The sequence below is a fragment of the Rhodanobacter sp. FW106-HT46G03 genome (genome assembly GCF_058789895.1).
This window is the reverse complement of sequence record NZ_JBYTCC010000001.1, coordinates 3203412-3221815: the sequence shown is the minus strand read 5'-3', so window position 1 is coordinate 3221815 and position 18404 is coordinate 3203412. Positions and strand designations below refer to the sequence as shown.

General features: G+C 67.4%; 13 protein-coding genes. 4 read left to right on the top strand and 9 right to left on the bottom strand.

The window, feature by feature from the left end; genetic code table 11:
- Positions 1-102: 102 nt before the first annotated feature.
- Both AC3WP6_RS14465 and AC3WP6_RS14460 read right to left on the bottom strand, forming a co-directional pair.
- A complete protein-coding gene (locus tag AC3WP6_RS14465) occupies positions 103-1647 on the bottom strand; it encodes a tetratricopeptide repeat-containing sulfotransferase family protein (RefSeq protein ID WP_492628313.1) in 1545 nt (514 codons plus the stop codon).
- A gap of 172 nt (positions 1648-1819) precedes the next feature.
- A complete protein-coding gene (locus tag AC3WP6_RS14460) occupies positions 1820-3391 on the bottom strand; it encodes a tetratricopeptide repeat-containing sulfotransferase family protein (RefSeq protein ID WP_492628312.1) in 1572 nt (523 codons plus the stop codon).
- Between the two features lie 328 nt (positions 3392-3719).
- On the opposite strand from AC3WP6_RS14460, the gene AC3WP6_RS14455 reads away from it, so the two are divergent.
- Positions 3720-6821 carry a TonB-dependent receptor gene (locus AC3WP6_RS14455; RefSeq protein WP_492628311.1) on the top strand — a complete coding sequence of 1034 codons (3102 nt, stop codon included), beginning with the start codon at positions 3720-3722 and terminating at the stop codon, positions 6819-6821.
- A gap of 257 nt (positions 6822-7078) precedes the next feature.
- Here AC3WP6_RS14455 and AC3WP6_RS14450 read toward each other — a convergent pair whose 3' ends face one another.
- The 3 genes from AC3WP6_RS14450 to AC3WP6_RS14440 form a co-directional block, all read right to left on the bottom strand.
- Positions 7079-8656, bottom strand: a complete 1578-nt coding sequence (locus tag AC3WP6_RS14450; protein ID WP_492628310.1) for a tetratricopeptide repeat-containing sulfotransferase family protein — start codon at positions 8654-8656, stop codon at positions 7079-7081.
- Positions 8657-8858: 202 nt separating this feature from the next.
- A complete protein-coding gene (gene dinB, locus AC3WP6_RS14445) occupies positions 8859-9944 on the bottom strand; it encodes a DNA polymerase IV (RefSeq protein ID WP_492628309.1) in 1086 nt (361 codons plus the stop codon).
- A gap of 153 nt (positions 9945-10097) precedes the next feature.
- Complete coding sequence (locus AC3WP6_RS14440; RefSeq protein WP_492628308.1) at positions 10098-10415, bottom strand: hypothetical protein; 318 nt, start codon at positions 10413-10415, stop codon at positions 10098-10100.
- Between the two features lie 98 nt (positions 10416-10513).
- On the opposite strand from AC3WP6_RS14440, the gene AC3WP6_RS14435 reads away from it, so the two are divergent.
- Genes AC3WP6_RS14435 through AC3WP6_RS14425 form a run of 3 tightly spaced genes read left to right on the top strand, consistent with a single transcriptional unit; the run spans position 10514 to position 14825 of the window.
- Positions 10514-11845 (top strand): APC family permease, encoded by a 1332-nt coding sequence (locus AC3WP6_RS14435; protein ID WP_492628307.1) that lies wholly within the window; start codon positions 10514-10516, stop codon positions 11843-11845.
- Between the two features lie 39 nt (positions 11846-11884).
- Positions 11885-14008 carry a beta-galactosidase gene (locus tag AC3WP6_RS14430; protein WP_492628306.1) on the top strand — a complete coding sequence of 708 codons (2124 nt, stop codon included), beginning with the start codon at positions 11885-11887 and terminating at the stop codon, positions 14006-14008.
- Between the two features lie 46 nt (positions 14009-14054).
- Positions 14055-14825 carry an NRDE family protein gene (locus AC3WP6_RS14425; RefSeq protein ID WP_492628305.1) on the top strand — a complete coding sequence of 257 codons (771 nt, stop codon included), beginning with the start codon at positions 14055-14057 and terminating at the stop codon, positions 14823-14825.
- Positions 14826-14909: 84 nt separating this feature from the next.
- On the opposite strand, the gene AC3WP6_RS14420 is transcribed toward AC3WP6_RS14425, so the two are convergent.
- From AC3WP6_RS14420 to dinG, 4 genes are read right to left on the bottom strand one after another with little or no spacing between them, the layout of a single operon-like run.
- Complete coding sequence (locus tag AC3WP6_RS14420; protein ID WP_492628304.1) at positions 14910-15305, bottom strand: YchJ family protein; 396 nt, start codon at positions 15303-15305, stop codon at positions 14910-14912.
- Entirely contained in the window at positions 15302-15499 is a 198-nt protein-coding gene (locus tag AC3WP6_RS14415) for a hypothetical protein (protein WP_492628303.1), read from the bottom strand. Before AC3WP6_RS14415 ends, AC3WP6_RS14420 begins: the two co-directional genes overlap by 4 nt.
- Positions 15500-15538: 39 nt before the next feature.
- Positions 15539-16090, bottom strand: a complete 552-nt coding sequence (locus AC3WP6_RS14410; RefSeq protein ID WP_492628302.1) for a HutD/Ves family protein — start codon at positions 16088-16090, stop codon at positions 15539-15541.
- Positions 16087-18183: an ATP-dependent DNA helicase DinG gene (dinG, locus tag AC3WP6_RS14405; protein ID WP_492628301.1), complete on the bottom strand. Its 2097-nt coding sequence runs from the start codon at positions 18181-18183 to the stop codon at positions 16087-16089. The genes AC3WP6_RS14410 and dinG overlap by 4 nt, the downstream gene beginning before the upstream one ends.
- Between the last annotated feature and the right edge of the window lie 221 nt (positions 18184-18404).

Sequence of the window (18404 nt, the reverse complement as noted above, 5' to 3'; positions counted from 1 at the left end):
CCACTTGTCTCCCCCATTCCACGTCACCGGCAAGACGGGTGGCGTGGACTTGGGAAGGTTTCAGGAAATCAAGCCGCCGGTCATCCGGCGGCTTGATTGTTTTCAGTGCGCCAATTTCTCGCGAAGGGGTTGCAGCCATTCCTGATACGGAGCGCTGTGGGTCGTATCGGCGTGGATCGGCTGCCGCACCTGCGCCGCGCTGGCCGTACTGAGCACCTCGCGCCGGGTGCGGTGGGGTGTGAGGCAAGCGGCATCGAACGGCAGTTCACAGAAGGCGAGCAGCCGGCGGATCTGGGTTTCGGGTTCCTGCACCAGGGTTTCGTACGGAAAATCGAGGATGTGCTGCGGATGGCGTGCCAGCCAGAACGTGCTGAGCCGTTCGTAGTCGCGGTAGCGCTCGGCCATCTCGTCCAGGTTGTAGCTGTAGTGCAGGCCGTGCCGGAACAATTGCCGGTAGCAGGAAAAGCAGGTCTCCACCGGGTCGCGGTGGCAGTGGATGATTTTTGCGCCGGGCAGCATGCGGCGTGCGGCGCCCAGCAGCGGCCAGTTGGCGACGTTCTTGTCGGTGAAACGCGGACGCTGCTCACGCCAGCGCGTGGTGCGGGCCAGGTAGTCGCGGCCCAGCCGATGCCAGTCGGCGGGAGTGGCCGCGCCGGCCCAACCCGGAAACGGCTGGCCGCGACGCTGCGATTCGTCCGCGATGACCTGGGCCAGATCGGGGATCTCGTTGGCGCCTTCGACCTCGGGGTGCGAGGCAAGGATGTGTTCCACCAGCGTCGAGCCCGAGCGCGGCATGCTGACGATGAAAATGACCTCGCAGCCCAGCTCCGGCTCCACCGGGGCGGGCTGCACGCCGCGAAAGGCCGCCATGATGCGATCGACCGTCGCGTGCTCGGCAGTGGCGTCCCATGTCACCAGCCGCCGCTGGTCGTCGTTGGCCTGGCGGAGCGCCGCGAAGGCGTCGGCGTAATCGTGTTGATCCTCGAGCGCGCGATACAGGCTGAAGCCCAGCAGCACCCGCGCATCCGGCGGGATGCCGGGGCGCTGCAGGGCGTGCCGGATCTGTTCGGCATCGGTCGCGTCCAGTGCTCGGGTCTTGAGGTTGGCCAGCCCGTGCCAAGCCTCGGCGCGGTCGGGTTGCAGTTGGAGCACGTGCCGGTAGTCGGCCACCGCGCGCTCGAAATCGCCACGCATGGTGGCGACGTCGGCCCGGCCGATGCGGGCCAGCGCGTGGTTCGCGTCCTGTGCGAGCGCACGCTCGAAAGCCCCGGCTGCGTCATCGAGCCGGGCTTGTTCCTTCAGCGCCTTGCCCAGGTTGTACCAGACGGCCGGCCGCTGCGGCGTCAGCTCGCAGGCCGCGCCCAAATGGCGCAGCGCCTCGTCGAAGCCGCCGATCTCCTGTAGTGCGCAGCCGAGGTACATGTGGGCGTCGGCGTGCTGTGGTTGCTGCGCCACGACTTGGCGCAGCAACGGGATGGCGTTGCTGCTCGTGCCACGCATCACGTGTGCAAGGCCAAGCATGAACAGGGCATCCGGTGCGCTTGGGCTACCCACCAGGAAACGTTCGAGCAGGGGCATCGCCGCTTCGGGCTGACGGCGGTTGAGTGCCTGCGCCGCTTCGGCAAGGAGGGCGGGAGAGGGGGGCATGACGACGAACCGCAGTCAGTACGCAATTTCCATGATCGAAAACTACACCGTGCAGACTCCGCGCGGCGCGCCGTGGAGTCACGCGGCGCAGGGCCAGCATTGATTTCCCGCAGGCCCTTCCGACGTGACGGCCGGTCGGAGGCGTTGACTCTGGCCTTGGCTCAGCGCCACCTCAACGCTCGACGTTCAGTGCTGCCTGCAAGGGTGCCAGCTGGGCGGCGTAACGGCGCCATTGATCCACGCCCCGGCGATGGATCGGCTCGCGCACCTGCGCGCTGCTCGGCGTGGCGACCGGTTGCGGGTTGCGGTCGGGATGCAGGCAGGCGTCGCTGGGCGGCAAGCCGCACCATGCCAGCACCTTGGCCACCACGGCGGCGGTGTCTTGCACCAGCGCGGCATAGTCCACATCGAACATGGCGTCCGGTAGGCTGTGGTGCCAATGGCGCACGAGCTCCTGATAGCCGCGGTAGTAGTGGGCAAGCGCGTCGAAGTCGTAGCTGTACGCCGATACGTTGCCGAACATCGCCTTGTAGTTGGAAAAGCAGGTGTCCATCGGGTCGCGCACCATGTGCAGGATGGGCGCATGCGGCAACGCCCGCCGGATGAATGCCACCATCTGGATGTTGGCCGGCAGCTTGTCCACGTACCAGCGCTTGCCGTGGGCGCGCCATTGGGTTTGCCGCAGGTAGCGCGCGCCCAGTTCGTGGTAGTCGATAGCGTCGCTGCGCTCGATGATGCGCAGCAGGCTGCGGGTCTTGTTCGGCGTGACGTCGGCGGCCCAGTGCAATTGGCGCCAAAAATCGATGATTTCCCCGGCCGACTCCACCTGCGGGTGGCTGGACAGGATGCGGTCGAGCAGCGTGGTGCCGGAACGTGGCATGCCGACGATGAAGATTGGGCACGGGCCGTCGGGTGGCGCCGCATGCGTCGCTGCAGTAGGCGACAAGGCCTGCATGGCGCGCACCACGGCGGCTTCGCCGTCGGCGTCGTAGGGATTCAGTTGGTGCATCAGCGCATTGCAACGCGCCAGTGCCGGCCAGGCGTCTTCCGGCTGGCCGAGGTCGTCCAGCGTCTTGAAACAGGCGTACTCGAACTCGGCGCGCACGAACGCGCGATCCGGTTGCTGCTCGTCCGATGGCAACTGCTGCAGTTGCTCGCGCCATGCGGCAAGGCGGTTTGCCGTCGGCGTCTGCTTGTGCAGATTGACCAGCATCACGGCGGCATCGCCGAAGCTGGGCCAACGGGCAAGGCTGGCGTCGAGGGTGGCGGTTGCGGCATCAATGCGGCCATTGAACTGCAGCAGCATGGCGTGCATGTGGGCAATGCCTGGCGCGTCGCCACCGGCGCGGATGGCGCGCTCGATGAGGTTCAGCGCGGTGGGGATTTCGCCCAGCGAGAAGCGCAGATGCGCCTGGGTCGCCAGCAGATCGGGCGGCGCCTGTGGTGCACCGGCGAGCAGGTCGAGGCAGGCGCGTGCGGCGTTGACCTCGCCACACGCGACCAGGCGCTGCACCAGCGCCACGATCAACGGCGCATTGCGCGGCAGGTGCTGCGCCGCGCGCAACAGCAACGGCACGGATGCCCGAAATTGCCCGGCCGCAAATCGCAAGTTCGCCAGTTCGATCAGCGTCGCTGCATCATCCGGCGTGCCCGCAATGACGTGCTCGAGGCGTGCGATCGCGGTCCTGGTTTCCTGCGCTGGCGAGGATGCAACCGAAGAGGGGGGCAGCGGTGTCGAGGTCATTGTTGGATGGTATTGCGGCCGGCGTGCGCGGCTCAATTCGAGCCTGCGATGACGCTTGCCCGCGCCGTGTTTTGCGCGTGGCTAGCACAAAAGGGCGCCCCGATGGGCACGTGCATTGTTAACGTTTGTGTGCGGCGTTCATGAAGTTTTTGTTGACGGCGGCATTTTCATGGGCTTACTTTCTGTGCCGAGGCCCATCAGAGTCGAGCCCGGTTCGCGAGTTCTTGTAACAAAGAGCGGCGGGACGTTTTCGGCGGATGGCCGGTTTGGCGTGACGTCGGCACGGGCGTCGGCCCACGTCATTTGCAATCATCTGGGGAGATACCACATGAATCAGCCATACCACGCGGGTGTCGGCCGCACCCATTGGCGCCGCACCGCACTGGCGGTGGCGCTCGGCTTGAGCTTCACCGGCATCGCACTGGCACAGAGCACGGTCGGTAGCGTTTTCGGTCAGGCGCCAGCCGGCTCCGGTGAGACGGTAGTCGTCACCAATGCCGGCGGCTTTTCGCGCGAAGTGCCAGTCGACAGCACGGGCCGCTATCGCGTTGACCACCTGCCGGTGGGTACCTACACCATCACCTTGAAGCAGAACGGCAAGGTGGTCAGCTCGCGTGACAACACCTTCGTATCCAGCGGCGGCGCCGCCGGTGTCGACTTCACCAGCAGCGCTGGCGCGGCGGCAAGCAGCTCCAACGCCAAGGAGCTGTCCTCGGTCACGGTCACCGCCAATGCGTTGCCGGCGATTGACGTCACCAGCGTCAACTCCAGCACCGTCATCACCTCCGCCGACCTGCAGCGCCTGCCGGTGGCACACAGTGCCGAGGCGATCGCCCTCCTGGCGCCGAATACCACGCCTGGCAGCAGCTTCTTCTCCGGCCCGTCCGGGAAGTCGCTGGTGTCCTTCGGCGGTTCCAGCGTGTCCGAGAACTCGTACTACGTGAACGGCTACAACGTCGGCGAGCCGTACAAGAACCTCGGCGGCTTCCAGCTGCCGTATGGTGCCATTGAACAGCAAGAGACCCTGACTGGCGGCTACGACGCCAAGTACGGCCGCTCCGATGGCGGCGTGATCAACCAGGTCGGCAAGCGCGGCACCAACGACTGGCACTTCGGTGGCCAGGTGCTGTGGCAGCCGCGTGCGCTGGAAAGCGACCCGACCAACTACCGTTACGGCCACCCGAACATTGCGCCGTCGAGCAGTCTGGTCAACTTCGCCATCGACGATCCGACCAAGCCGGGTTCGCTGCAGCGCTACCGCAACGACAACAAGTCGTGGGAGACCATCTACTCTGCGTACATTGGTGGCCCGCTGATCAAGGACAAGTTGTTCATCTTCTTGGCTGGCGAGCAGACCAAGACCAAGGGCACCAGTGTCCAGAACGTGGATAGCGGCAAGGTCGTGGAGTACAAGGACGACCAGAAGAAGTTCTACGGCAAGTTGGACTGGAACATCACCGACAGCAACATCCTCGAGCTGACCGCGCTGCGCAACAACACCAGCAACGGTGCCGGCAACACGTACTTGTTCGACTACGACACCCTGAAGAAGGGCGCGTTCTCCAGCCGCAACGACATCGCCAAGGACAACGCCCAGTTCTACATCGGCCACTTCACCAGCTACATCACCGATGCCCTGACCCTGAGCATCGTGTACGGCCAGGGCCGGTTCCAGGACCCGGTAAACTACGGCAACAACAGCCCACTGCCGTTCATTTCCCGTGGCAGCAACGCGACCCTGCCGGATGGCAGTCATCCGCACAATGCCCAGACCAACACCACGTGGACCATGCCGGGCGCCAAGAACGCCTCGCACGGCCTGCGCGCGGACTTGGACTATCGCCTGGGTGACCATGACCTCGCCGTCGGTATCGACAACATGTCCTACCGCGCGACCGATCAGGGCCCGAGCTTCACCAACCCGTTCAATCCGTCGATTGACTACTACTGGCGCTATTTTGCGGGCAACATCGTGCAGAAGCGCCACATCGGCTGGGCGACCAGCATGACCACGACACAGAAGGCGTGGTACGTGCAGGATACCTGGCAGGTGCTGCCCAACCTGCTGCTGAACATCGGCGTCCGCAACGACCACTTCACCAACTACAACGACTTGTCCAAGCCGTTCGTGGAAGAGAAGAACCAGTGGGAGCCGCGTCTGGGTGCCAGCTGGGACGTGTTCGGCGATTCCTCGTTCAAGGTGTACGGCAACTTCGGCCGTTACTACCTCGCCTTGCCGAGCAATGCGGCCGAGCGTGCGGCCAACCGTTCGACCTACCTGACGACGCTGTATTCCTACACCTCGATCGATCCGGTCACGGGCGTGCCGCAGGGCCTGACGCAGCTCGCGCCGACTTCTTCGCCGGACGGCGAAACCGGTGCACCGAAGGATCCACTTCAGGTCGCCGCGCGCAACCTGAAGCCGGAATACCTCGACGAGTTCATCGTCGGCTTTGACAAGAAGCTGGGCGACAACTGGGTGTATGGCGCCAAGGCCATGTGGCGTGACCTCAAGGCTGCGATCGACGACGAATGCTCGCCGGGCCAGATCGCCGCCAAGATGACCACGATGGGCCTTGACCCGAGCCAGTACGGGGATTCGCTGTATGGCGCGTCGTACTGCCGTCTGTTCAACCCGGGCCGCACCAACACCATGCTGGTGGTGTCCGACGACGGCACCCAGAGCCACCTGGTGCCGATGACGACCAAGGATTGGGGCTTCCAGCGTGGTGCGGTGCGCAAGTACGGCGCCTTGAACATGTACTTGGAGCATCCGTTCGACGGCAAGTGGTTCGGCCGCATCGACTACACCTTCTCGCGTGGCTTCGGCAATACCGAAGGCCAGGTGCGTTCGGACTTCGGCCAGGGCGACGTGTCCAAGACCGAGGACTGGGATAGCTGGCAGCTGATGGACGGCCAGTACGGCGACCTGATCAACGTGCGCAAGCACCAGATCCGCGCGCGTGGCGACTACCAGATCACGCCGGAATGGATGGTGTCCGCGGTGCTCTTGGTGCAGTCGGGTGTGCCGAAAGAGTGCCTGGGTTACTACGGCCCGCTGGTGCAGGGTCCGGACGAGTACGCTCAGGGTGGTGCGGCGGATCCGACCGGTTACAACGGCTATGGTTCGGGCAACTACCACTGGTGCGCCGGTCAGCGCGTGACCCCGGGGTCGAATGGCCACACCCCGTGGACCGAGCTGCTGAACATGGGCGTGCACTACAAGCCGGCGTTTGCCGACCACAAGCTGGGCTTCAACTTCGACGTGTTCAACGTCTTCAACCAGCAGCGTGCCACCCAGACCAGCCCGTCGTACCCGGCGTCGTTCGATCCGACCAGCAACACGATCTTCGTCGACTCGTACTACCAGCAGCCGCTGTTCACCAACCCGCCGCGCACGATGCGGTTCTCGGTCACGTACGACTACTGATCCGGGATTCATCTGATGCACTTGCGCCGCCGGCCTTCGGGCCGGCGGTTTTTTTGTGGACGGGCACGAGGTCGGGGCCGATCCCCGGCAGGCGCTTTCGGGGGCGCTACCTAGTCAGGGGTATCGACGCCGATCCCGGTTTTTGTGATGTGCTGCCTGCGCGTGTCGTTTGCGGTTGTGCAGGGCGTAGCCGATGTCGGCCGATTTGGCTTCGGACAACCGGGCGACGCGTCGGTAACGGGCCGGCGGCCCGTGCCTCAGGGGCTGGTTGACAGCAGGCCGGCCGCATGGAGCCGGGCACGCAGCGGATCAAGCCTGTTGCCGTAGAGCGCGGCGCGTGCAGTGTCCAGACGCAACGGCTGGCGTACCTGGGCCGAGCTGAAGGTGAGTACGGTACGTGGCGTCTGGTGGAAGGAGAGGCAGGCGGTATCGAACGGCAGCGCGCAGAAATCCAGTACGCGATGGATCTGTCCTTCTGGATCCTGCTGCAGCAACTCGTAGTGGTGGTCGAAGTAGCGCTGTGGAAATTGTCGTTGCCAGAGGGCACTCAGGCGCTCGTAGCCGGCGCAGTAATCCACCATGTCGTCCAGGTCATAGCTGAAGTGGACGCCAGTGGCGAACAGCTGGCGGTAGCTGGCGAAGCAGGTTTCCACGAGATCGCGGCGCGCGTTGATCACGCGGGCTCCGGGCAGCATGGCCAGCGCGGCCCCCACGAAGGCCCAATTGCTGATGTTCTTGTCGGTGAGTCGCACGTGTTGCGGCCGCCAACGTCGCGCGCGGGCCAGATACGCAGTGCCCATTCGGTGCCAGTTGTCCGCAGTCGTTGATGACACCCATTGCGGGAAGGGCGTACCGCGGCGCGCGGATTCCTCGTCGAGTATTTCGGGCAACGCCTGGAACTCATCTCCGCCGGTCACTTCCGGATGGGCGGCCAGGATTTGCTCGACGAGAGTGGAGCCGGAACGCGGCAGACTCACCACGAAGATGATTTCCCGCCCCAGCTCGGCGTCCAGTGGATTTGCGATCGGGGTGGAGAATGCCTCCGAAATGGCCTCGACACGCGCCCGTTCTTCGCTGCGGCTCCAGTACAGCGATTGGCGTTTCAGCGCGTTGGCTTCGTGCACCATGTCGAAGGCTGCGGCGTAATCGGATTGATCCTCCAAGGCCTTGGCCAGGGTGAAGCCAAGCAGAATACGTGTGTCGTCGGGTGAACCCGATTGGCGGAACAGTCGCTGCAGGTGTGCGGTGTCGCCGCGGGTCAGGCGTTCGGTTTTGATACTGCCCAGGGCAAACCATGCGTCGGCGTTGTCGGGATGATCGCGCAGGGTTTCCCGCAGCAGCGTCACGGCGGCCGGGATATTACCCAAGTTGGTCAGTACGGTAGCCAGTGCGTTGCGTGCTCGGACGTAGCCCGGCTCGATTGCCACGGCACGTTGCAGGGCACCATGAGCCTGCTCCACCTGAGCCGACATTTGCAGCGCGCGGCCAAGGTTGTACCACGCAGCAGCCATCCCCGGGGCGAGCTCACAGGCACGCCGCAGGCTATCCAGTCCAGCTTTGGTTTCGCCAGTCTCAACCAGGGCATTGCCCAGGGTCATGTTGATGGAGGGATCGTCAGGGTGTGCGGCGACAACGCTGCGTAGATGGGCAATGGCGCGTCGGTAGTCGCCGCGCACCAGTGCGGCAATGCCCAAAAGGCGTTGGGCCTCCACGTTGCCTGGATCGAGTGCCAGCACTTGGCTCAGACCACGGTCGGCAAGGTTGGCCTGACCGTGGCCAAGTGCGTTGCCAGCCTCGCGAAGCAAGTGGGCAACTCTGGTGGCGGATGACGTCATCTCTGTCAACGAAGCTCTCCGTTTCGCCGTGCTGTCTCAAGCCATCGCGTGTCGCCCTCTTCAACGCACGAGACCGGAGTCAATCCCCGTGGCCATGGGCAGGGTAAAAGTCAGTGTCCGCGCTGCGTGGAGTCGGAGTCAATTTCCTTTGGAAGTGGCGACGCACCTCCGGGGGGGTACCGGAAGCTTCGGTTTTGAGGTTTCAGGCAAACAACTCCCCCTGCGCCTGATAGCTGTCGACCTCCACGAAGCCGCTGAGGCCGACGCCGACGAGGCGGTAGCGTTCTCCGGGAGAGCGTTGCACGCGGTCGCGCAGCGCACAGGCGATGTCGGCCAGTTCGGTTTCGGAAGCCGGGCGCTGCGCCGGCGTGAGGCTGCGGGTGAGGGTGTGGAAATCGGCGGTCTTGAGTTTCAGCACCACGGTGCGCGCGACGCGGCCGTGGCGGCCGCGGGCCTCGCGCTCGTGCGCGGCCCAGGTGTGCGCGGCGAGCGCACGAATGGCGGGCTCCAGCTCGTCCAGGTGCAGGTCGTGTTCGAAGGTGTCTTCGGAGGAGATCTGCAGCGTGGGACGGTCTGGTTCCACCGGGTGCTCGTCGATGCCGAACGCCAGCTCGTGCAGGCGCAGGCCCCAGCGGCCGAAGCGCGCTTCCAGCGCGTCCGCCGGCACGCCGCGCAGCGCCATCACCGTGCGCACGCCGAGCTCCGCGAGCTTGCGCTCCATCACCTTGCCCACACCGGGCAGACGGTTCACGGCGAGCGGCGCGAGGAACGCGAGCGCGTCGCGCGGGCGCACCACGCACAGGCCGTTCGGCTTGTTGAAATCCGAGGCGATCTTGGCGATGAACTTGTTGGGCGCGACGCCCGCCGAGGCGGTGAGCCCGGTTTCCTCGAGGATCGCCGCGCGGATCGCCTGCGCGATGGCCGTGGCCGAAGGCAGGCCGTTCTCCGCGTGCGTCACGTCGAGGTAGGCCTCGTCCAGCGACAGCGGTTCGATCAGCGCGGTGTGCCGCGCGAAGATCGCGTGCACCTGGCGCGACACGGCCTTGTAGCGGCTGAAATCCGGCGGCACGAAGACCGCCTGCGGGCACAGCCGCTCGGCGCGCGCCGCAGGCATCGCGGAATGGATGCCGAACTTGCGCGCCTCGTAGCTCGCCGCGCATACCACCGAACGGCTGCCGCGCCACGCCACCACCACCGGCCTGCCGCGCAGCTCCGGCGCGTCGCGCTGCTCCACCGACGCGTAGAACGCGTCCATGTCGACGTGGATGATTTTCCGCAGCGTAGGCATCACGCCGGAATTCTAGACTGCGCGCGGCGCCGCGCCGCCCAGGTGCCCTGTGGGTCGGGCTTCAGCCCGGCAGGCGTTCGGCAATTCGGCGGCTCACGCACCAGTCGGGTTGAAGCCCGACCCATAAGGGTGTGGCGCATCAGGCGCCGGGTTTCACTCCTCGTCCCACGTCGCCTCGACTGCGTCGGGCGACATCGTGCCCCACCAGAACGTGCCGAGCTTGATCCAGCCCTTGCGGATGCGGCGGGTGGTTTCGTCGAGCACTTCCACGCGGTAGAGGTACTGGTTGCGCGAGGTGGTGAACCACATGGAGAGCGGCGGGATGCCGCGGCGCTTGCGCAGGATGCGCAGGTGGTTGGCACGGGCCCAGTCTTGCAGCAGGGTTTGCGCGCTGCGGTATTGGCGCAGCGCGAGGAGGCCGATGCCGACGATCAGCAGCGGGAACAGCCGGGTGGCCGGGTGGATCGTCATGCGCGGTTCCCGCGGAAATGGGCGGCAGCGCAGCGTGAAGCCTCGGCGCCTGCGCGGCAAGGCTGGCCGGGTCCGGTGGCGGCCGCTAAGGTGGCGCGATGACGAGTTCGAACCAGGCCAGCTACCTGCGCCGCCTTGGGGTGTGGGATGGCGCGATGATCGTGGTCGGCGGCGTGATTGGCGCCGGCATTTTCCGCACCCCGGCCACGGTCGCCGAGCGCACGGCTTCCGGCCTGCCGCTGCTCGTGCTGTGGGTGCTCGGCGGCCTGCTGACGCTCACCGGCGTGCTGTGCTACGCCGAGCTTGGCTCACGGCGGCCGCAGGCGGGCGGCATCTACCTCTATCTGCGCGAAGCGTTCGGCATGCTGCCGGCGTTCCTGTTCGGCTGGACGATGGCGCTGATCAACTACCCCGGCAGCGTGGCGGCGGTGGCGATCACCTTTGCCGATTATTTCTGCAAGGCGCTGGGGCTCGGCTTGCCGTGGGTGACGCCGGTGGGCATCGCGGCCATCGTGTTCATCGTCGGCGTGAACTTCAGCGGCATCCGCGCCGGCGCGCTGCTGCAGAACGTGTTCGCGGTGCTGAAGCTGGCCGCGGTGGCGATGCTGGTGGCGGTGGGACTGGTGCTGGCGCATGGCCATCTGGGCGGCGTGCTGGCGCCCGATCCGGCGCACCACGTGTCGAACGGCGCGTTCGTCGGCGCGCTGCTGCCGGTGCTGTTCACCTACGGCGGCTTCCATTATCTGAACGACCTTGCCGGCGAGGTGCGCGACCCGCAACGCACGCTGCCGCGTGCCCTGCTGCTGGGCATGCTCGGTGTGGTCGCCGCCTACGTGCTGGCCAACGTCGCCTACCTGGCGGGCCTCGGCCACGCCGGCCTCGCCGCCAGCTCCGCGCCGGCCGCCGACCTCATGGGGCGGTTGTTCGGCACCGCCGGGCAACGCGTGATGGCGGTGGGCATTGCGTGTTCCACCTTCGGCTATTGCAGCATCGCCATTGCCGGCGGCGCGCGCGTGCTGCAGACGATGGGCGCCGATGGCGCGCTGTTCTCCGCGGTGGGCCGCATCCACGAGCAAAGCCGCGCGCCGCGCGTGGCGCTGGCGCTCCTGGGCGGCTGGACCATCGTGCTGATGCTGTGGGGCAACTTCGGCCAATTGGTGGACTACACCACGGTGGGCGAGTGGCTGGGCCATGCGTTCGGCATCGGCACGCTGTTCTGGTACCGCTGGAAATTCGTCGATGAGCCGGCTCCGTTCCGGGTGCCGCTGTATCCGTTGCTGCCGCTGGTGTTCGTGGTGACCGTGCTCGGCGTGATCGCCGCGACCGCCATCGCCACGCCGGGAGATGCCGGCATGAGCCTGGTGATCATTGCGCTCGGCGTGCCGGTGTACGCGGTGTGGCGACGTTGGCAGAAGCACGGCGCGGCGTGACGTACCGGCCGCATACTGGCCGGGGACTCGGAGGCGGCGATGAAACGATGGGCGTGGTGGCTGGTGGCGGGGCTCGGCCTCGCGGTGCCGATGGGCGCGGGCGCAACGCAGGTGGCCGACCTGACGGCGCCGGCTGCCGGCGTGCGCGTCGGGACGCAGCACGTGACCGCCGCACCGGCGGCGGAAACCGCCGCCGATGGCGTTGCGCAGCGTCGCTACACCTTCACGCCATCGCCCGCACCAGCCTTGACGCTGGCACCCGCGCACGGCGCCTGGGACTGGCGCAGTCAGGGCGAGCTGCACCTGCGCGTGCAGAACGCCATGCCGTGGGCGGTGACGCTCGACCTCGTGGTGGACAGCGGCCAGGGCCAGCATCTGCAGGCGACGGTGGGCCTGCCGGCCGGCCCGGCACAGACGCTGGTGCTGCCGCTGGCCGCCACCTCGCCGCTGGCGTTCGGCATGCAGAAGGGGCCGGCACGGCCGTTCGACGACGACGGCCAGCGCATCCTGCTGGCTACCGCCGTCAGCGGCCAGCTCGATCCGGCTGCGGTGCATGCGGTGCGCGTGTCGATGCCGGCGCCGCAGGCACCGCAATCCATCCTGCTGGGGCGACTCGACGTGGTGCGCGGCACGCCGCTGCTGCAGGCGGCCTACACCGGCATCGTGGACCGCTACGGCCAGTACACACGCGGGCAGTGGCCGGAGAAGATCGCCGATGACGCCGCACTGCGCGCCGCCGTGAATCAGCGGCTGCCCGCAGCCGCCACGGCACGCATGGATCGCTACGGCGGACGTCTGGACGTCCAATTGAACGGCACCGGATGGTTCCATGCGCAAAAGGCCGACGGCCGCTGGTGGCTGGTCACGCCGGATGGCCATGGCTTCTTCTCGCTGGGTGTGGATGCGACGGTGGCGGATGGCACCCGCACCTACGTCGAGGGCCGCGAAGCCATGTTCCGCGACCTGCCGCCGGACACTGGCGCGTGGGCCGCGTTCTGGGGCACGGGCGACAGCCGCGATCCGCAACGCGGCGCGGGTGCCGGCCGCTGTTGCGAGCACGGTCGCTGGTTCGATTTCTACGCCGCCAACCTGTACCGCGTCGATGGCAAGAACTGGCTCGCCGCCTGGCGCACACGCACGCTGGCGCGGTTGAAAGCGTGGGGCTTCAACACGCTGGGCAATTGGAGTGATCCTGCGCTGGGCGCGATGCACCAATTGCCGTACACGCGCGAGCTGGAGCTCCGCGGCGACTTCGGCAACGTCAGCACCGGTCACGACCTGTGGGGGCGCATGCCCGATCCCTTCGACCCGCGCTTCGCACCGGCAGTGGAAGCCGCTGCGGCAAAGGCCGCCCAGGGCGTGCGCGATGACCCGTGGCTGCTCGGTTACTTTGCCGGCAACGAGTTGTCGTGGGCGGCGTGGGGCCCGGGTGGGCGCTGGGCGCTGGCCATTGGCACGCTGCGGGGCGAGGCGCGCAGCGCGGCCAAGCAGGCGTTCATCGCCGATCTGAGGGCCAAGTACGGCACGCCCGATCGGCTCGCCGCAGCTTGGGGCATCGCGCTCCCGACGTGGCAGGCACTGGCCGCCACCAATTTTCCGGCGCCTGAACCGGATGCGGCGCATCCCGCCATTGCCGCCGATTACAGCGCGTGGCTGAGCCGCTACGCCGGGCAGTTCTTCCGCATCGTCGCCGCGGCCATCCATCGCCACGACCCGCACCATCTCTACCTCGGCAGCCGGTTCGCGATGAAAACGTCCGAGGCCATCGCGATGTGCGCGAAGTACTGCGACGTGGTGAGCTTCAACGTGTATGCCGACCTGCCTCAGCACGGCTTCGATGCGGCGGCGATGCGGCAACTCGACAAGCCGGTGCTGATCTCGGAGTTCAGCTTCGGCTCGGATGACCGCGGCCCGTTCGGCAACGGCGTGGTGTCGGTGGAGACCGAGGCGCAGCGCGGCGTGGCCTATGCGCGTTACCTGCAGGCGGCGGCGAGCGACCCGGACATCGTGGGCGTGCACTGGTTCGAGTACGTGGACGAGCCGGTGACCGGCCGCTTGCTCGATGGCGAGAACTCGCATTTCGGCCTGGTCGGCATTACCGACATTCCGTTCAGGGGCTTCGTGGAGGCGGTGCGCAAGGCGAACGCTGCCGTGCGGCATTGAACGGCACAGTGGCTATGCTGAAGGCCATTCCCCGCGAGGTGCCGAGATGTGTCTGATTGCCGTGGCCTGGCGGGTTCATCCGCGCTGGCGGCTGGTGCTGGCCGGCAACCGCGACGAGCAGCATGCGCGCCCCAGTGCGCCGCTGGCGCGCTGGGCTGACCTGCCGATCCTCGCCGGCCGCGACCTCAAGGCCGGCGGTACTTGGCTGGGCGTGACCGACGGCGGCCGCGTGAGTGTGGTGACCAACGTGCGCGACCCACGCGACCCGCAGCTCGGCGCCTCGCGCGGGTTGCTGGTGAGTGATTTCCTCGCCGGCAACGACGATGCCGCGACGCACGCGCAAACGCTCGCCGTGCACGCGGCCGAATACCGCCCGTTCAACCTTTTGACCTTCGACGCCCGCGCCGGCTACTACCTCGGCAACCGCCCCGGCCCGCGCGCGCAGGCCGTGACGCCCGGCGTGCATGCACTCTCCAACGCCGCGTTCGACACCCCGTGGCCCAAGACCTGCGCGTTGTCCGCCTGCGTCGAAGCGTGGGTTGCTGCCGGCAGCGACGACTTCACGCCGCTGTTTGCGGCGCTGGCCGACGAACGCCCCGCACCCGATGTGGCGCTGCCCGACACCGGCGTCGGCATCGAGTTGGAACGCCGCCTGTCGCCGGCTTTCATCCGTGCCCGCGAATACGGCACCCGCGCCAGCACCGTGGTGGCGATCGACCACGCCGGACACGGCATCATCGTCGAGCGCCGTTTCGGCCCGGGTGGCGTGGCGCTGGGGGAAACGACGATGCGGTTTGGAGCCGGGAATCGGGAATAGGGAATCGGGTTTTGGAAGATCGCGCGGCACCAGGCAGCCTTTGTGAATCCCAAATCCCGAATCTCAAATCCCGGCTCCAAGCACTCAATCCACCACGCCATCCAGGTAATACCAGCGGCCGTCTTCGCGCACGAAGCGGCTGACTTCGTGCTGGCGTTGCGCGCTGGCACCGCCAACGCGGTAGCGGGCGATGAACTCGACGGTGGCGTGGTCGGCGTCGCGCGTGGTGTTGCGTTTCACCGTCAGCCCGAGCCAGGTGGGCGCGGGGTGCTGGGCAGCAAGACCGAGTGCGGCCGGGCGCGTGCGCGGGTGCCAGGTGGCGAGCAGGTAATCCTCGCGGCCCAACGCATAGGCGGTATAGCGCGAACGCATCAAGGCCTCGGCACTGGCAGCGGGATGCTCGCCTTCGATCAGCGGCCCGCAGCACGCGGCGTAGCCCGCCGGATTGCCGCACGGGCAGGGCGCGGCACCTGCTTTCACGTCGGCCGTCCGCGCAGCAACCGCGCCGGCAGCATCAGCAGTGCACCAAGGAAGGCGAACACCGCGCCCACGGTGATGCCGACCAGCCGCAGCGGCAGGCAAACGAGCCACACGACGGGGTAGAGCACCAGCGCGAGCAGCGCCAGCGGCCAGCACAACAGGAACAGCAGCAGCCAGAGCAGGAAGGCGACCATCGCGGCGTCTCGCGGTGAGGGGGCACCATTGTGCCGCGATCAACCCGCGGGCATCACTTGGACGACCAGCGCGACGGCGTCCGCATCCAGCACGAGCGCGCCGCGACCTGGCCGCCAGGCGTCACCCGCGTCGAGCGCGCCCTCCGTGCTGTCGATGCGGCCGCGCGCGCAATACACCAGCACGGTATCGGCGTTTGGCACGTGCGTGCCGGCGCCACGCCACACCTCGACGCCGCCACGCACGTGGTCGCGGCGCAGCATCAGGTTGAAGTCTCGCCCCGGCTGGCCGGCCAGCGTCATCGTCACCGGCGCCTCGCCGGCAAACGCAAATGGTGCGCACGGTATGGTCAGCGCATGCTCGCGACCATCACCCAGGTGCATGGTGAAACCGTCGCCATCGAGCAGGGCGATCACGCGATCCACGCCGGGGTACGCCGAAAACGGCGCCGCCGCGCTCACCTCGGCCACGCTTACCCGCCAGTCGAAATCGTCCATGCCGGCACCTGGCGGATGGACGGCCAATTCGCGCGTGCGCCCCAGTCCGTTTTTCCACGGCCGCGGCGGGCACTCGGCGAGGTGCAGGATGCTCACCGCTCGATCACCCGCTGGAATGGCGGCAGCGCGCGCAGCATGCCGGCGCCGTAGCGTTTGCTGACGATGCGGCGGTCGAGGATGACGACCCGGCCGTGGTCGGTTTCGGTGCGGATCAGGCGGCCGCAGTATTGAGTGAGCAGGCGCGTGGCGTCAGGCACGGAGACTTCCATGAACGGGTTGCGCCCGCGCGACTCGAGCCATTCGGCATAGGTCGCCCCCACCGGGTCGGTGGGCACCGCAAACGGCAATTGGGTGATGACCACGGTTTCGCACAGCTTGCCGGGGAGATCCAGGCCCTCGCCGAAGCTGGCCAGGCCGAACAACGTGCTGCCCTTGCCAGCGCCGATGTCGGCGCCGTGCTCGGCAATCAGTTGCGCCTTGCCGAGCGAGCCTTGCGCGCGCACCTTGCGCACCTTGTCCAGTGGCAGGCATTGCAGCACGCGGTCGAGCTTGGCGCGCGAGGTGAACAGTACGAGGTTGCCGGCGGCCCAGTCGAGGTGGGCGTCGAGCCAGTCGCTGATGGCTTGCGCATGTTCCTCGCGCGCGGTGGGCAGCACATCGAGCGCGGGCACTTCGAGCCGTGCTTGCGCAGCCAGGTCGAACGGCGAGGGCAGGCTGACGGTGGCGGCGTCGCTCGGCAGGCCGACGGCGTCGGCATAGCCGCGGAAATTGCCGCCGCTGCTGAGTGTGGCCGAGGTCAGCACCACGCCGCTGGCGTTGCCCCACAGCACGTGGCGCAGGAGGCTGGAGGCCGACACTGCCGAGGCGTGACAGGTGAGTTGCTGCTCGCCGTTCAGGCTGACCCAGCGCGCGAGCGGCGGCGCGGCCTCGCCGTCTTCCGCCGCCCACGCCTGCCAGCAGGCGGCTTGCCGCGCGACGCGTTCGAGGCCGATGCCAAGTTCGCGCGCGAGCGCATCCTGCGTGGGCCCACCATCGGTCATTTCCACCACCGCACGGCGCACGGCCGTGAGCCAGCGCTGCACTTCGCCGGTCAGGAGGCTCAGCGCGTGCGCGTGGTCCACCCATGCCGCGGGCAGGCAGCCGAGCGAGCCGCGGTACATCGGTTCCAGCTCGCCGGGGTCGGGTACCCAACCCAGGCGGATTTCCTTCTCCAGCGCTTCCAGGCCATCGCTCAGTTGCTGCAGCTTGGCGTCGCCGGCATCCAGCGTGAGGCGGCCGAGGTTTTCCTTGTCGGTGAGCGAGTAGGCCGCGTGCACTTGCCGCCCGAGGCGGTTCAGGTGACGCAGCGTGGCAGCCAGGTGAACCTCCGCGGCACCGCGGTCGATCGCCTTGGCCGGCAGGTGGTGCGCTTCGTCGAGGATGTACAGCGTTTCGTCCGGGCGCGGCAGGATCACGCCACCGAAGCTTTCGTCGTCCGCCGGCATGGTGAGGTCGGCCAGCACCAGGTCCTGGTTGGCGACGATGATCTCGGCGTCGTCCACCGCGCGCCGTGCAGTGAAGAATGGGCACTGCATGAAATACACGCACTTGCGGTTGGTGCAGCCGCCGGCGCTGGTGGTGAGCAGCGGGCGCAGCGCGTCGCCGATCGGCTCCGGCGCGGCATCCATGTCGCCGTTCCAGCTGCCGGCGTCCCACGCTTTGGCGAGCTTGCCGAGCGCGCGTTTGTCGCGCTCACTCGGCGGCTTTTGCCACAACGCCAGCTCGGGGTCGAAGCCGAACCCGGCTTGCGTGGGGCCGTCCAGCCCCTGGCGCGCCATGGCCAGGTTGCGTGGGCACAGGTAACGGCTGCGACCCTTGGCCAGCGCCACCTTGGCGCTGTGGCCGGAAAGCTTGAGGTACAGCGGGATGTCGCGCTCGACCAGTTGCTCCTGCAGCGCCACGGTGGCGGTGGCGATCAGCAGGCGCTTCTTCTGTGCGCGGGCGGCGGCGTGGCCAGCGATCAGGTAGGCCATCGACTTGCCGGTGCCGGTGGGTGCCTCGATCGCCGCAACGCCATGCGGCGCCGCCAGCGCGTTGGCCACCGCGGCGATCATCCGCGTCTGCGCCGGACGCGCGCGAAAGCCGGGCAGGCCTTCCTTGAGGCGCGCGTAGGCGGCGCGGATCGCGTCCTTGGTGGTGTCGGCAAGCATCACATCATTCTACCGGCACGTGGTTTTCGGCCCGGTCTTTGCTTGGCACCACTGGTGGTGCCAAGCCCGCGGGTAGGTGCAAAACCGTGACCGAATCTCAAGCCTGTGGTCGGTTTGCCGATGCAGGATGGGGCGGGACAACCGATTGAGAGCGTACGGGGTGGGAACGAGGCAGGCGGGGCAAAGCCGTTTTCAGGTCGTTTGCGTGGTGGTTGGCGGTT

Bases quoted from the DNA above. Each gene is read 5' to 3' on its own strand.
- AC3WP6_RS14465 (WP_492628313.1), bottom strand. From the start codon at position 1,647: ATGCCCCCCTCTCCCGCCCTCCTTGCCGAAGCGGCGCAGGCACTCAAC.
- AC3WP6_RS14460 (WP_492628312.1), bottom strand. From the start codon at position 3,391: ATGACCTCGACACCGCTGCCCCCCTCTTCGGTTGCATCCTCGCCAGCG.
- AC3WP6_RS14455 (WP_492628311.1), top strand. From the start codon at position 3,720: ATGAATCAGCCATACCACGCGGGTGTCGGCCGCACCCATTGGCGCCGC.
- AC3WP6_RS14450 (WP_492628310.1), bottom strand. From the start codon at position 8,656: ATGACGTCATCCGCCACCAGAGTTGCCCACTTGCTTCGCGAGGCTGGC.
- dinB (WP_492628309.1), bottom strand. From the start codon at position 9,944: ATGCCTACGCTGCGGAAAATCATCCACGTCGACATGGACGCGTTCTAC.
- AC3WP6_RS14440 (WP_492628308.1), bottom strand. From the start codon at position 10,415: ATGACGATCCACCCGGCCACCCGGCTGTTCCCGCTGCTGATCGTCGGC.
- AC3WP6_RS14435 (WP_492628307.1), top strand. From the start codon at position 10,514: ATGACGAGTTCGAACCAGGCCAGCTACCTGCGCCGCCTTGGGGTGTGG.
- AC3WP6_RS14430 (WP_492628306.1), top strand. From the start codon at position 11,885: ATGAAACGATGGGCGTGGTGGCTGGTGGCGGGGCTCGGCCTCGCGGTG.
- AC3WP6_RS14425 (WP_492628305.1), top strand. From the start codon at position 14,055: ATGTGTCTGATTGCCGTGGCCTGGCGGGTTCATCCGCGCTGGCGGCTG.
- AC3WP6_RS14415 (WP_492628303.1), bottom strand. From the start codon at position 15,499: ATGGTCGCCTTCCTGCTCTGGCTGCTGCTGTTCCTGTTGTGCTGGCCG.
- dinG (WP_492628301.1), bottom strand. From the start codon at position 18,183: ATGCTTGCCGACACCACCAAGGACGCGATCCGCGCCGCCTACGCGCGC.